This window comes from Micrococcus sp. 140720015-1 (genome assembly GCF_053627595.1).
The window spans coordinates 362,664-376,070 of sequence record NZ_JBSEYC010000002.1; the positions used below are offsets into that span (position 1 = coordinate 362,664).

Annotated in this window: 15 protein-coding genes; 5 read left to right on the forward strand and 10 right to left on the reverse strand. The window is 72.9% G+C overall.

The window, feature by feature from the left end:
* Positions 1-689 precede the first annotated feature (689 nt).
* The gene (locus ACUXPL_RS04960) at positions 690-1,271 is read left to right on the forward strand and encodes a dienelactone hydrolase family protein (protein ID WP_180537208.1); all 582 of its coding nucleotides are present in this window, start codon (positions 690-692) and stop codon (positions 1,269-1,271) included.
* A 124-nt stretch (positions 1,272-1,395) separates the two neighbouring features.
* A complete protein-coding gene (locus ACUXPL_RS04965; RefSeq protein WP_180537207.1) occupies positions 1,396-1,755 on the forward strand; it encodes a hypothetical protein in 360 nt (119 codons plus the stop codon).
* Positions 1,756-1,877: 122 nt separating this feature from the next.
* Here ACUXPL_RS04965 and ACUXPL_RS04970 read toward each other — a convergent pair whose 3' ends face one another.
* From ACUXPL_RS04970 to ACUXPL_RS04980, 3 genes are all read right to left on the reverse strand, one after another.
* Complete coding sequence (locus ACUXPL_RS04970) at positions 1,878-2,606, reverse strand: SDR family NAD(P)-dependent oxidoreductase (protein WP_454182298.1); 729 nt, start codon at positions 2,604-2,606, stop codon at positions 1,878-1,880.
* A gap of 115 nt (positions 2,607-2,721) precedes the next feature.
* Positions 2,722-4,134 (reverse strand): MFS transporter, encoded by a 1,413-nt coding sequence (locus ACUXPL_RS04975; RefSeq protein WP_454182300.1) that lies wholly within the window; start codon positions 4,132-4,134, stop codon positions 2,722-2,724.
* 71 nt (positions 4,135-4,205) lie between these two features.
* Positions 4,206-4,787, reverse strand: a complete 582-nt coding sequence (locus ACUXPL_RS04980; RefSeq protein WP_180537204.1) for an LURP-one-related/scramblase family protein — start codon at positions 4,785-4,787, stop codon at positions 4,206-4,208.
* Between the two features lie 223 nt (positions 4,788-5,010).
* Here ACUXPL_RS04980 and ACUXPL_RS04985 point away from each other — a divergent pair, with 223 nt between their 5' ends.
* Genes ACUXPL_RS04985 through ACUXPL_RS04995 form a run of 3 tightly spaced genes read left to right on the forward strand, consistent with a single transcriptional unit; the run spans position 5,011 to position 7,398 of the window.
* A complete protein-coding gene (locus ACUXPL_RS04985; RefSeq protein WP_180537203.1) occupies positions 5,011-6,198 on the forward strand; it encodes an LLM class flavin-dependent oxidoreductase in 1,188 nt (395 codons plus the stop codon).
* A complete protein-coding gene (locus ACUXPL_RS04990; RefSeq protein ID WP_180537202.1) occupies positions 6,195-6,884 on the forward strand; it encodes an FMN reductase in 690 nt (229 codons plus the stop codon). Before ACUXPL_RS04985 ends, ACUXPL_RS04990 begins: the two co-directional genes overlap by 4 nt.
* Positions 6,856-7,398 carry a MarR family winged helix-turn-helix transcriptional regulator gene (locus tag ACUXPL_RS04995; protein ID WP_239664502.1) on the forward strand — a complete coding sequence of 181 codons (543 nt, stop codon included), beginning with the start codon at positions 6,856-6,858 and terminating at the stop codon, positions 7,396-7,398. The genes ACUXPL_RS04990 and ACUXPL_RS04995 overlap by 29 nt, the downstream gene beginning before the upstream one ends.
* 105 nt (positions 7,399-7,503) lie before the next feature.
* On the opposite strand, the gene ACUXPL_RS05000 is transcribed toward ACUXPL_RS04995, so the two are convergent.
* The 7 genes from ACUXPL_RS05000 to ACUXPL_RS05030 all read right to left on the reverse strand — a co-directional run bounded on the left by ACUXPL_RS05000 (position 7,504) and on the right by ACUXPL_RS05030 (position 13,374).
* Complete coding sequence (locus ACUXPL_RS05000; protein ID WP_257643209.1) at positions 7,504-8,733, reverse strand: trypsin-like serine protease; 1,230 nt, start codon at positions 8,731-8,733, stop codon at positions 7,504-7,506.
* Positions 8,734-8,856: 123 nt separating this feature from the next.
* On the reverse strand, positions 8,857-9,858 hold the full coding sequence (locus tag ACUXPL_RS05005; RefSeq protein WP_180537201.1) for an SseB family protein: 1,002 nt from the start codon (positions 9,856-9,858) through the stop codon (positions 8,857-8,859).
* On the reverse strand, positions 9,855-10,640 hold the full coding sequence (gene priA, locus ACUXPL_RS05010; RefSeq protein ID WP_180537200.1) for a bifunctional 1-(5-phosphoribosyl)-5-((5-phosphoribosylamino)methylideneamino)imidazole-4-carboxamide isomerase/phosphoribosylanthranilate isomerase PriA: 786 nt from the start codon (positions 10,638-10,640) through the stop codon (positions 9,855-9,857). Before priA ends, ACUXPL_RS05005 begins: the two co-directional genes overlap by 4 nt.
* A gap of 32 nt (positions 10,641-10,672) precedes the next feature.
* The gene (locus ACUXPL_RS05015; protein ID WP_004167696.1) at positions 10,673-10,831 is read right to left on the reverse strand and encodes a hypothetical protein; all 159 of its coding nucleotides are present in this window, start codon (positions 10,829-10,831) and stop codon (positions 10,673-10,675) included.
* Complete coding sequence (gene hisH / locus ACUXPL_RS05020; protein ID WP_454182303.1) at positions 10,831-11,490, reverse strand: imidazole glycerol phosphate synthase subunit HisH; 660 nt, start codon at positions 11,488-11,490, stop codon at positions 10,831-10,833. The genes ACUXPL_RS05015 and hisH overlap by 1 nt, the downstream gene beginning before the upstream one ends.
* Complete coding sequence (gene hisB, locus ACUXPL_RS05025; protein ID WP_152743305.1) at positions 11,490-12,071, reverse strand: imidazoleglycerol-phosphate dehydratase HisB; 582 nt, start codon at positions 12,069-12,071, stop codon at positions 11,490-11,492. Before hisB ends, hisH begins: the two co-directional genes overlap by 1 nt.
* A 181-nt stretch (positions 12,072-12,252) precedes the next feature.
* The gene (locus tag ACUXPL_RS05030) at positions 12,253-13,374 is read right to left on the reverse strand and encodes a histidinol-phosphate transaminase (RefSeq protein ID WP_454182305.1); all 1,122 of its coding nucleotides are present in this window, start codon (positions 13,372-13,374) and stop codon (positions 12,253-12,255) included.
* Positions 13,375-13,407 lie beyond the last annotated feature (33 nt).

A 13,407-nucleotide genomic window follows, 5' to 3' on the forward strand; every position in this document is an offset into this window, starting at 1 on the left:
ACAGTCAGGGTGCGGTCTGCGCAATTTCTAGGGGGGTACTGCGAGTTCAGGAGGACCACTCCACGTCAGCGGCTGGGCGCATGTTTATTGATGCACCGAGCACGAAGCCGGCGTCTACGCAATCATTGATGCTTCCAATGTCGTACCACGGCGCACCGTCACCCTGGCCACCTACTCCGGCGCCTGGATCCGGAGAGCTGGATCAGAACGGGAGCGTGTCCTTAGGCACATGCTCTCAGCCGCGCCTACCACGGAGTCGCCGCTCCTCAATGTGAATGACGACAAGAACGAGCGACGCGTCGGGCCCGGCGTACGTTTGAGCGAGCGGTCCGGACGACTTCGAAGTCGACCCCGCGGGCCTGATGAGACAGCTCATCGAGCTTAGCTGGCGCAGCCGAAAACTTCGTGCACGGGTCATTCAGAGGCTACGGCGAGGACCTCGAGGTGCTTCTGGGTTCGGCCGGCGGCACCCTCTGCACGTTCATCTGGCAATCGAATGAGACCCGCTGGCGTCCCACCGATTGCCCTGGCGCCCTACAGCTTCAATGGTCCGGCCAGGCCAGACCAACGCACGCCGGGTGGGCGTAGGGGAACGGCTTGCTGGCGCTGCGCGCCGCACCGGCGACCTACGCCTCGAGCACGGCACAAACTCCGCGCCCGGGGACCACCATGCTTCTAGGATGTGAGGCATGGCACAGATCCTCCTCTTCCACCACGCCCTCGGCCTCACCGACGGCGTCCGGGCCCTCGCCGAGCAGATCGAGGCCGGCGGCCACACCGTGCACACCCCGGACCTCTACGACGGCGCCCTGTTCACGGACGTGGAGGAGGGCATCGCCCACGTCGAGTCGCTCGGCGGCTTCGACGTCATCGCCGAGCGCGGCATGCGCGCCGCCGCGCAGCACCCCCAGGCCTCCGTCGTCGCGGGCATCTCCATGGGCGTGGTGGCCGCGCACAAGGCGGCCCAGGCGGTCCCCGCGTTCCGCGCGTGCATCGACATCGCGGGCATCGTGCCGCTCAACGCGTTCGCCCCGCTGTGGCAGCCCCACACGGCGCTGCAGGTCCACCTGGCCACGCGAGACCCCTGGGTGATGGACGAGGACCTGCCGCTGGCCCGCTCCGTCGCCGCCACCGACGAGGACCCGGACAAGCCCGCCGTGCTCTTCGAGTACGAGACGGACCAGCACCTGTTCATGGACTCCTCCACCGAGGGTTACGACGCCGCGCTCACCGAGGTGCTGGTGCGCCGCATCCACGAGCTGCTGGCCTGAGCCCCCCCCCCCCCCGCGCGGCTCCCCGCGACACGCTGAGACAGGGGTTGTGGCCCGCGGGCGGCGAGCACACACTGACGGTGACTCGACCGGGAGTCGCATCTTGACCCATTGGAGGGAAACCATGAAGGTCCGTCACAAGCTCGTCGCCGCCACCGCCGCGCTCGGCCTCGCCGTCGCGGCTGCCGGTCCGGCACAGGCCAGCACGATCCCGACCACCTGGAACGGCGGGACGAAGATGTACTACAGCTACTCCGACTCGAGCAACCTGTTCTGCATTCAGAAGGGATCGTCCTCGCCGTCCCGCATCTCCGTCGACTTCTACTCGACCACGAGCTCGCACAGTCGGCGCGGGCTGGAAGTGTACGTCGGCAACAAGGTCTGCGTGGACCCCGCCGTGTGGGGGTGGAAGGAGAACCAGACGGTCGCCTTCCGCCTGCACAACAGCCTCGGCGCCCAGTCCCGGGGATCCTTCACCACCTGAGAAGCCCAGAGCCCTTCGAGGAAGGCCCTTCGCTCGACCCCGGGGCGCCGCCCGCCGCATCGTCGGCGGGCGGCGCCCCGGCGCCCCTCTCCGGCCTGCCGACGCCTCGACGGCCGGCTCGCTCAGTACATCTTCTGGGTGCCCCCGTCGGCCATGAGCGTCTGACCCGTCATGTACTGCGAGTCCGCCGAGAGGAGGAACGCGACCACCGGGGCGACGTCGCGCTGGGGGTCGCCGAAGCGGCCGAGCGGGATGCGGGCGCGCGTGGCCTCGTACATCTCCGGGAAGTTCTCCTTCCAGGGCGCCACGCCCTCGGTGAGCGCCACCGGCGAGACCAGGTTCACGCGGATCCCCTCCGGGGCGCACTCGTTGGCCGCCACACGGGTCAGGCCGCGGATGGCCTCCTTGGCGGCGGCGTAGGCGGCCCGCGTGGGCTGGCCGCTGATGGCGGCACCGGAGCCGAAGTTCACCACGGCGCCCTTCGTCTTGGCCAGCTCGTCGTGCGCCGCCACCATGAAGTTCCGGGTGGCGGTGAACCCGGTGGAGAAGGAGAGCTCCCAGTCGGCCTCCTCGAGCTCGAGGAACGGCTTCTGCCGGGAGGCGTGCGCATTGTTCACGAGGCCGTAGAGGGTGCCGAAGGACTCCACGGCCAGCTCCACGGCACGCGCCGCGGTCTCCTGCTTCGAGACGTCGCCGCCGAGGAAGACGACCGACTCGCCCAGCTCGGACGCCAGGGCGGCCCCGGCCTCCTCGTCGAGGTCCACGACGACGCACCGGGCGCCGCGGGCGACGAGCTCCCGCAAGGTCGCCCCGCCGATCCCGGCGGCTCCGCCGGTGACGATGACGGACATTCCCGCGAGCTGGTCAGTGGTGGACGTCGTGGCCTCTTTCCCTCATGGCTGACCGGGTGAACCGGGCCGCGGGGCGGCCCGACCCCACCACCCTTCCACGCGGGGTCGCACCGCGTCAGCGCCGGACGCCCCGCCGCCGTCGGGCCAGGGTGACCAGCGCGGCCAGCAGCACGAGCACGAAGCCCGCGGCCGCCGCGAACACGTAGCCGGCGGACGGGGCGACGCCGTCGATGAACACGCCGGCCAGCGGGGCGCCCATCGCGGCGCCGGCGGTCATGGCCGATCCGTAGAAGCCCATCGCCTCGCCGCGCCGCTCCTCCACCACGAGGTGCGAGAGCCGGGACGAGGCCGAGGCCAGGGTCGGCGCCGTCAGCAGACCCGAGGGGATCGAGGCCAGCGCGAGCGCCCACACCCCGTCCACGAGCGCGAGCGGCACCGTCGCCACGGCGAACAGCGCCATCAGCAGGTACGGGTGCACCTGGCGGCCCCAGGCCCCATAGAACAGCCCGCCCACGGCGGAGGCGCCGCACCAGAACGCGTACACCAGGCCCACCGACGCCGCGGCGCCCTGCGACTCCAGCTCGGCCACCATCGAGACCTCGGTGCCGACCATGACGATCCCGGCCGCCATCGACACCACGAGCACGCCGAGCACCTCCGACCCGGCCCAGGAGAAGTGGGTCCGCCGCCACTGCCGCAGCCGCTCGGCCCGGGCCTGGCGCGGCACCGTCGTCGTCGGCCCGGAGCCGTCCGCCGCGATCACCGGCAGCGCCCCGGTGACGATCGGGATGGCCTCGGTGATGGCCGGCAGCGCGCCGGTGGCCAGACTGGGGGCGGCCATCTCCACGTGCATGGGCGCGGCGGTCACCGCCTGGGCGATCGCCTCCTGACGGTCCTGCTCCTCGGTGTACGGGTCCTCGGTCGCCGGTCCGACGACGGCCAGCTGACTCGACCGCGTGGGCGGGTTGAACCACATCAGCAGGATGCCGCCCAGCGCGCTGGACAGGCCCACGATGGTCAGGCCGAGGGCACTCGACCACGTGGCCGCGACGACGGCGCCCAGCGCCGGGCCCATCATGAAGATCGTCTCCGTGACGATGGAGTCCAGGGCGAAGGCCGTCTGCCGGTCCTTGCCGTGGGTGAGCACGCCGAGTCCCTGCCGGACCACGGAGAAGATCGGCAGCGAGAACACGCCGCCCAGGAACACGGCCAGGAGCATCGGCCAGAACGGCAGCCACGGGACGATCGGCCAGATCACCGCCTCCGCGATCACGGAGGGCAGCAGTGCACGGCGCAGCCCCTTCGCGTCCACCACGCGGCCCCGCCACGGCGAGCCCACCGCGATGCCCAGCGTCATCGCCGCCCCGGCCAGGCCGGCCTGGCCGTAGCCCAGGCCCAGCGTGAGCGCCACGTGGAGGGTGAGGATCACCCCGGCCGCGGTGTGCGGGAAGCGGGCGATGAACCCCACCGCCAGCAGATGACGGATCCGAGGGTCCTGCAACAGCCGTCCGTACGCTCCGAAGTCCACCGTCGAATCCTATGGGAGGCGTCAAGGCACGCCCCGGAGGCGCCGTCGAGACGGCCGCGCGCTCGGCGGACTCAGCCGGTGCTGCGCCGGTCCTTGGCCCGGATCAGGTCGAGGGCGATGGCCGTGCCGAGCACGGCGCAGCGCACCACGGGCGGCATGCCGGGGTCCAGGCGCAGCTCGTACCGCGAGCGCCCGGCCAGGGCGTTCATGACACCTCCGAATTGCGCGGTCACGCGGGCGATCGGCTGCTGCCCCACGGTCATGGCGTAGTCGTGGTCCCACAGGTCGCCGGTCACCGCGAAGCACGTGCCGTCCACGACCTCGACGCTCACGGAGGTCCGCAGGAACGCGATCTGGCGGACGAGGTTGGCGAGGGGCAGCCCGTCGGCGTCCAGGATCGCGAAGCGATCGCGGCCGAACGTGGCCGGGTCGGCGAGGCGGAAGAGCACGCGGCCGTCGTCACCGTCGACCACGTCGAAGCTGCGGTTCCCCATCAGCATTCGGCCCAGTCCTCCGCCCGTGGTGACCACCGAGACGACGGTGCGCCCGTCCGGGTCCGTCACCTGGAGGTCGTTGGACAGGAAGCTCGTCACCTGCTGCAGGGTGAGGACGTCCGTGTGGGCGAGGCGACCGGCGTCGAAGGCGGGGCTCATGGGACCAGTCTGCCGTGTCGGACCCGGCTCGCGGGCCACCGGAGAGGACGCATCGCGGTGCCCCGCAGGAGCCGCCCCGGAGGCCGCCGGGTCGACGGTGTCGACCCCGCGGAATATTCAGGGCCGGGCGGCTCGTTGTGCGGTATAGTTCATTTTTGAAGAACACGGCGACGGCGCGGCCGGCACCGTGAGACCCGCCCCCGGGCACACTGAGGAGCACACCATGCAGTTCGGCGTCTTCACGATCGGCGACATCACCGCCGATCCGACGAACGGGACCGCCCCCACCGAGCATCAGCGGATCAAGGACACCGTCAAGATCGCCCGCCACGCCGAGCAGGCGGGCTTCGAGGTGTTCGCGACCGGCCAGCACCACAACCCGCCCTTCGTGGCCCCGGGCAACCCGCCCACGCTGCTGGCCTACCTGGCCGCGCAGACCGAGACCCTCCAGCTCTCCACGGCGACGACCCTGATCACCACCATGGACCCGGTGCGTCTGGCCGAGGACTACGCGTACCTGCAGCACCTCGCCGACGGTCGCGTGGACCTGACGATGGGCCGCGGCAACACCGGCCCCGTGTACCCGTGGTTCGGCAAGGACATCCGCCAGGGCATCCAGCTGGCCGTGGAGAACTACAACCTCCTCTACCGCCTGTGGCACGAGGAGACCGTGGACTGGAGCGGCCAGCACCGCACCCCGCTGCAGGACTTCACCCTCACCCCGCAGCCCCTGGACGGCGTCGCCCCCTTCGTGTGGCACGGCTCCATCCGCTCCCCCGAGATCGCCGAGCAGGCCGCCTACTACGGCGACGGCTACTTCCACAACAACATCTTCTGGAACAAGGAGCACGTCATCCAGATGGTGCGCCTGTACCGCCAGCGCTACGAGTACTACGGCCACGGCAAGGCCCATCAGGCGTACGTGGCCCTGGGCGGCCAGGCCTACATGGCGAAGAACTCGCAGGACGCCGTGGCGGAGTTCCGCCCCTACTTCGACAACGCGCCGGTCTACGGCCACGGCCCCTCCCTCGAGGACTTCTCGAGGATGACGCCCCTGACGGTCGGCTCGCCGCAGCAGGTCATCGAGCGCACGCTCACGTTCCGCGACTGGGTGGGCGACTACCAGCGTCAGATGTTCCTCATCGACCACGCCGGCCTGCCCACGGACACCGTCCTCCGGCAGATCGACCTCTTCGGCGAGGAGGTCCTGCCCGTGCTGCGCAAGGAGTTCGACGCTCTGAAGCCGGACGACGTCCCGGCGGCCCCGACCCACGAGTTCCTCGTGGCGCGCGCCCGCCGCGGCGAGGCCCCCGTGCCCGGCGGCAAGGAGGGATCGCCGGCCCAGCTCGACCGCGCCGCGGCCGCCGAGCAGCGCGCCACCGCCGCCGCGAAGGGCGGTGCCGCGAAGTGACCACCCCCGGCGCCCCCGAGGCCTCCGACCCGTTCACGCCGCAGGCCCGACACCTCGCCGTGGTCTCCGGCGGGTCCGGGGACCCGTCCCAGACCCGCATGCTCGCCGAGCGCATGGCCGAGTCCGCCTCGGCGGCGCTCTCCGAGCACGGCGTGGTCCCGCAGATCCACCTGATCACGCTGCGGGAGCTCGCCACGGACATCGCGCAGGCCCTGGTGACCTTCGCCATCTCCCCGGCCCTGCGCGCCGCCCTGGACGAGGTCGCCCAGGCCGACGCCGTCATCGCCGTCTCGCCCACGTACAAGGCCTCCTACTCGGGCCTGTTCAAGTCCTTCTGGGACCTCGTGGAGCCCACGTCCGTCGTCGGGGTGCCCGTGCTCCTCGGCGCCACCGGCGGCACCGCCCGCCACTCGCTCATGATCGACACCGCCATGCGGCCGCTGTTCGCCTACCTCAAGGCCCGCATCGTGCCGACCGCGGTCTTCGCGGCCTCGGACGACTGGGGCGAGGCGGCCGGCGTGCAGGCCTCGATGCGGACCGACCCGCTGCAGTCCCGCATCCGGGCTGCCGGACGCGACCTGGCCGAGATCACCCTGAACCGCCCCCCGCGGGCACGTGCCGCCGCGCCCGCGGACCTCGACCTGGAGGTGACCCCCTTTGAGCAGCTCCTCAACCCCGGCCCCTGAGCCCGCCGCGCAGGACGCGGCGGCGGAGCCCGACGGCGGCTGGTTCGGCTCCGCCTCGGAGGCGCACCGCCCGGTGGACCCGCCCAAGCGCGCCTGGCGCGCCTACTTCGAGGCCACCCAGATGCTCACGGAGGTGCTGGAGCGCCGCCTGAAACAGGACTGCGGCATGTCGCTGGCCGACTACAACCTGCTGCTGCTCCTCTACGAGTCCCCCGAGGGCCGGCTCCGGCTGGGAGAGCTGGCGTCCCGGATGGTCTTCTCCCCGTCGCGCATCACCTACCAGGTGAAGACGCTCGTGGCCCGCGGCCTGATCGACCGCCGCCCGGTGGCCTGTGACCGGCGGGGCTTCGAGGCCGTCCTCACCGACGAGGGCCGGTCCGCCTTCCGGCGCGCCGCGATCGAGCACGCCCGGCAGGTGGACGAGCTCTTCCTCGGCGACCTGGCGCCGGGCGAGGCGGAGTCCCTCACCCGGATCTTCTCCCGCCTGGGGCGGCGGCTCGAGGGGCTGTGCTGACCGCGTCCCCACCTGGCCGGGGTCGCCCCGGCCCCGGGACATGACGAGGCCCGGTGATCCGTGCGGGATCACCGGGCCTCGTCGTACCGTCCGGGGCGGAACCGATCAGCCGACCAGCTGACCGCCCAGGGTCACGGTGGCGTCCGTGGTGGCGCCGGCGGCGTCGACCACGGTGACGACCACGGAGCCGCCCGCGGGCACCTCGGCCGGCACGGACAGCCATGCGCGGTACTCGCCGGTGAGGTCCAGGCCGTCCTGGCCGAGGACGGTGCCGTCCGCGTCGTAGGCCGTGACGGTGACGGAGGCGAAGCCGCCCTGATCTGTCTGCGCGACCACCCGGGTGCCGTAGGCGACACCTTCGGCGGGCGCGGCCACGACGTCGGTCACGCCCGGCGCGGCGGCCTCGGCGGCCGGGGCCTCAGCAGCGGGGGCCGCCTCGGCGGCCTCCTCCTCCGCGGTGGCCTCGGCGCGGGCCTTGAGCTCGGCCGCGATGGCCTCCTCCTCGGCCGGCGTGAACTCGGTCAGCTCGGACTCGTCCACGGCGGGCTCGCCGCCGGTGGGCAGGTCCTCGTCGGCCACGGGGCCGGCGACGTCGGCAGTCGCCGGGGCGGTCTCGGCTGCCGGGGCGGTCTCGGCAGTCGCCGCGGCGGTCTCGGCGGCGGGCGCCGCGGAGGCGTCCAGCGCGTCGAGGGACTCGACCGGGACCATGATCGAGGACATCGCCTGGGCGTCGCAGCCCACCACGTTGCCCTCGGCGTCGAAGGTCACCGGGGCGATGCCCGAGATGACGCCCACCACCCGCTGCTGGGCGTCATAGACGGCGCCGCCCGAGTCGCCGGCGTGGGTCGAGGCGGTGTCCAGGGCGACCTGATCCGCGTACGCGTCGTCGCAGACCGTGGCGGCCTCGAACGTCTGCGTGTGGGACACGGTGTTCGGCGCGCCCAGCGGCACGGACGATCCGTGGGTGTAGACGGTCTCGCCCACGCCGATGGACGAGGCCGGCCGCGTGGACCAGTCGCCCACGACGTCGACGTCGTCGGCCAGGGCCACGCGGACCGCGTCCACGCCCGAGTCGCCGGGCAGTGCCGCGACGGTGCCGATCGCGGCGCCGTCGACGTCGCGGACGGTCGAGCCGATCTGCCACTGGCCCGCGCCACAATGGGCAGCGGTGTAGGCGGTGGCCTCGTCGACGATGGTCAGGCTGCACGCCCCGGCCGGCGCGGTGATCGCCGAGCCCTGGGTGAGCGTGGTCTGCGCGAGGGCGGGGCCGGCACCGGCCACCACCACCGCGCCCAGCGCCGCGGTGGCGACGCCGGTCAAGGTTCTGGTTCTCATGGGTACTCCTCGGAGGATGGGAGGCATGGGGCCGGCGCGCGGCGCACGGCCTCCAAGGATGGGGTGGGGCCACCACGGGCCCTCCCCTCCCCCTCAACGGTACCGGACAGGCCGGGCGACCGATCAGGGTCGGCGGACCGTGATCTCCACGGAGTCGGCCCGCTCGGCCAGCAGCGGCAGGTCTGCCAGGAGGGTCTTGAGCGTGGCCGTCATCAGGCGTACCCCGGCCGCGTCGGCGTCCCGGGTGGGCATCGCGACGATCTGCAGCTCGGGCCCGGCCCCGCCTCCGTTCATCACCGCGCCGGAGCCCGTGTGCGTGGCCACCCCCGACCCGGGGGCGAGGCCCAGGTTCAGCAGGTTCGGGACCAGGTCGGCGACCTCGCCGATCTCGTCCGCGATCTCCTGGTCCCGATAGGCGGGGGTCCACTCCTTCTGCTGGGCGAGCGACCACACGGCCGGGCGTCGCACCACGTACGTGTGCTCGGCGCCGGCGTCGATGACGACGAGCTCACAGCCCTCGTCCACGGCGGACAGGCAGGCACGCGGCAGCCACACGGCCACGGGTCGGGCGACCGGGTTCCACGCCGTCAGCGCGGGCACGTTCGTGAACACCGGCAGCGCCTGCCGGCCGTCCGGCGCGCGCATGGTCACGAGGGCCACGTCCGCGGCCTTGTCCCCGTGCGCCGCGACGTCGTGCTCGTGGCCGGTGTGGTCGGCGTGGTCGTGGACGTCGTCCTCGTCCACGGCGAGGGTGGGCACGACGGCGGCGAACACGCGGATGCGCGCGAGCACGTCCGTCACCTCCCGCTCCCCGGCGGAGCCGTCCGTCAGGGCCGCCATGACGGCGGTCCACTCGGCCGGGCTGGTGCCGTCGTCCTCGTCGAACACGTGCAACGGGTTCGCGGAGCCGTCCACGCCGGGGCCGGAGAGGTCGCGGCCCTGCCACGGGATGCCCGCGGTGTCCGCGGTGTTCTCGCCCGCGGTCTTCTCCCGCATGCGGTCGAGCGCGGCCCGGATGTGCCCCGGCAGCTCCCGGGCCGCCGGGTGCGGCACCGCGACCGTCTCGTCGATCGGGCCGAGCCCGTCGCCGCGGGCCAGGCCGCCGTCGTCGTGCGAGCCCGTCACGGGGCGACCGGGCCGGGCTGCTCGGAGCGCGCCTGCTCCACCGTGGCGCCGCCGGCGACGGCCAGCGCCTGCTCCAGGCTGAAGCGGCCGGCGTACAGCGCCTTGCCCATGATCGCGCCCTCGACGCCCTGGCCGGTCATGGCCGCGAGCGCGGCGACGTCCTCGAGGGAGGAGATGCCGCCCGAGGCGACGACCGGCTTCGCGGTCTTCGCGCAGACCTGGGCCAGCAGCTCCGTGTTCGGCCCCTTGAGCGTGCCGTCCTTCGTGACGTCGGTGACCACGTAGCGGGCGCAGCCGGCGTCCTCGAGGCGGTTCAGCACCTCCCAGAGGTCGCCGCCCTCCTTCGTCCAGCCGCGGGCGGCGAGCGTGGTGCCGCGCACGTCGAGGCCCACGGCGACCCGGTCGCCGAAGCGCTCGATGACGCGCGCGGTCCACTCCGGGTCCTCGAGGGCGGCGGTGCCCAGGTTCACCCGCGCCGCGCCCATCTCGAGGGCGTTCTCGAGCGAGGCGTCGTCGCGGATGCCGCCGGACAGCTCGATCTTCACGCCGATCTCCTCCACCACACGGCGCATGACCTCGCGGTTGTCGCCGCGGCCGAAGGCGGCGTCCAGGTCCACGAGGTGGATCCACTCCGCGCCGGCGCGCTGCCAGTCCAGGGCGGCGGTCACCGGGTCGCCGTACGAGGTGGCGCTGCCGGCCTCGCCCTGGACGAGGCGGACGGCCTGGCCGTCCTGGACGTCGACGGCGGGCAGCAGCTCGAGGGCGGGGGCGTTCGGGGTCATGGGGTTCCTCTCGGATGGGGCGGCCGGCGCGATCAGGCGCCGACGGTCAGGAAGGAGGCGGCGATGGCCATGCCGGCCAGCACGAGGACGATCACGATGGCCCACAGCGGCGCCTTCTGCGTGCGCATGGACCAGGCTGCGCCGAGCAGCAGCCCGCCGAGGGCGAGGTACAGGACGGACCAGTAGGGCATCAGAGGGTCCCCAGCCAGTTGCGCAGCAGCTGCAGCCCGGCATCCCCGGACTTCTCGGGGTGGAACTGCGTGGCGGACAGGGGGCCGTTCTCCACGGCGGCGATGAAGTCCGCGCCGTGGTGCGCCCAGGTGACCTGGGGCGGACGCATGGCGGAGATCGTCTGGTCGAACTCCCACTTGAGCACGCCGTAGGAGTGGACGAAGTAGAACCGCTCGTCCTCGATGCCCGCGAAGAGGGCGCTGCCCTCGGGCGGCCGGACGGTGTTCCAGCCCATGTGCGGCAGGACCTCGGCGGGCAGCTCGGCGACGACACCCGGCCACTCCCCCATGCCCGCGGTGCGCTCGCCGTGCTCGACGCCGGCGTCGAAGAGGATCTGGTGGCCCACGCAGATGCCGAGGACGGGTCGGCCCCCGGCCACGCGGCGGCCGATCCAGCGGGTGCCGCCGACCTCGGTCAGTGCCCGCATCACGGACGCGTACGCCCCGACACCGGGCACAAGCAACCCGTCGGCGTCCTGCACGGCCTGCGGCTCGCGCGTGAGCTCGACGTCCGCGCCGGCCCGCTCCACGGCACGCAGCGCCGAGTGCACGTTGCCCGAGCCGTAGTCCAGGACGGCGACGCGCGGCCGCACACCGGGGACGGTGGTGGGGCGGGCCATCAGAGGGCGCCCTTGGTGGAGGGCACGCCGGTCATGCGGGGGTCGTCCTCGACGGCGGCGCGCAGGGCGCGGGCGAAGGCCTTGAACTGCGCCTCGACGATGTGGTGCGGATCCCGACCCCGCACGACGTCCATGTGGAGGCAGATCGCCGCGTGGTACGTGATCGACTCGAACACGTGGCGGGTCATGGAACCGGTGAAGTGCCCGCCGATGAGGTGGTACTGCTGGCCCTCGGGCTCGCCCTCGTGCACGAGGTACGGCCGACCGGAGACGTCGACGACGGCGCGCGCCAGCGCCTCGTCCAGCGGCACGGACGCCTCGCCGAAGCGGCGGATGCCGGACTTGTCTCCGAGCGCGGTCTTGAGCACCTCGCCCAGGGTGATGGCGACGTCCTCGACCGTGTGGTGCACGTCGATGTGCGTGTCCCCGGTGGCACGGACCGTCAGGTCGATCTGGGAGTGCCGGGACAGCGCGGTGAGCATGTGGTCGTAGAACGGCACGGTGGTGGAGATCTCGGCGCGGCCGGTGCCGTCCAGATCCATCTCCACGTACACGTCCGACTCGCTCGTGGTGCGCGTCATGCGCGCACGGCGTCCGGAGATCAGCTCGGCTGCCACGGGTCCTCCTCGGGCTGGGTCCGCACCGGTCCGGGACGGGTGCGGGGGGATGCGGGTGCGCGCGGCCGGTGCCGGCGGGCCGGGGCGCCGCGCGCGCTGCCCCCATCCTAGGGAGCCGGGCGGACGCCGAGACCCCGGTGACGCCTCAGGACCGGTGCCCGGTCTCGCCGAGGACCTCCTCGAGAGCGGTGAGGAACACCGTCGTCTCCGGCTCGGTGCCGGCGGTGACGCGCAGGTGGTGCGGGATGCCGACGTCCCGCACGAGGACGCCGCGGTCGAGCAGGCGGCGCCACACGTCGGACGCGTCCTCGAGGTGGCCGAAGAAGACGAAGTTCGAGTCGGACACCGAGGGCCTCAGTCCCAGGCCGCGCAGGGTGGAGACGATACGGTCACGCTGGGCCTTGATGTCCTCCACGGTGCGCAGCAGCGCGTCCACGTGGTCGAGGGCGGCCTCCGCCGTGGCCTGCGTGACCGCGGAGAGGTGGTACGGCAGGCGCACCAGGCGCAGGGCGTCGGCGACGGCGGGGTCCGCGGCCAGGTAGCCCAGGCGCGCGCCGGCCAGGGCGAACGCCTTGGACATGGTGCGCGTGACGATCAGCCGCTCACGGCCGGGCAGGAGGGTGAGGGCGGAGCGGGTGCCGGCGAGGGCGAACTCCGCGTAGGCCTCGTCCACGACGACCATCGCGCCGGGCCCGCCGGCGGCCTCATTCTCCGCCTGCGCGGCGTACACGGCCTCGATGGTCGCCAGGTCCAGGGCGGTGCCCGTCGGGTTGTTGGGCGAGGCCAGGAAGACGACGTGCGGACGGTGCTCCCGCACCATGGCCGCCGCGTGCTCGGCGCTGAGGGTGTGGTCCGCGGCGCGGCCGCCGTCCACGAACACGGTGTCCGTGCCGCCGGCCAGCAGCGGGTACATGGAGTACGAGGGCAGGAAGCTCAGCAGTGTCCGCCCGGGGCCGCCGAAGGCCTGGAGGATCTGCTGCAGGATCTCGTTGGAGCCGTTGCCGGCCCAGACATGGTCCGCCGTGAGGCCGTGGCCGAGGTAGCCGGCGAGCGCACGTCGCAGCCCCGTGAACTCGCGGTCCGGGTAGCGGTTCAGCCCCCCGGCGACGGCTGCGACCCGCTCGGCGATGGCGGCGGCGACCTCCTCCGGCACCGGATGCGTGTTCTCGTTGGTGTTGAGCATGTACGGCACGTCCAGCTGGGGGGCGCCGTAGGGGCTCAGGCCGCGGAGGTTCTCGCGCAGGGGCAGAGAGCTGAGGTCGGTCATGGCCGCCAGTCTAGGAACCGTGGAGGGCGGGGC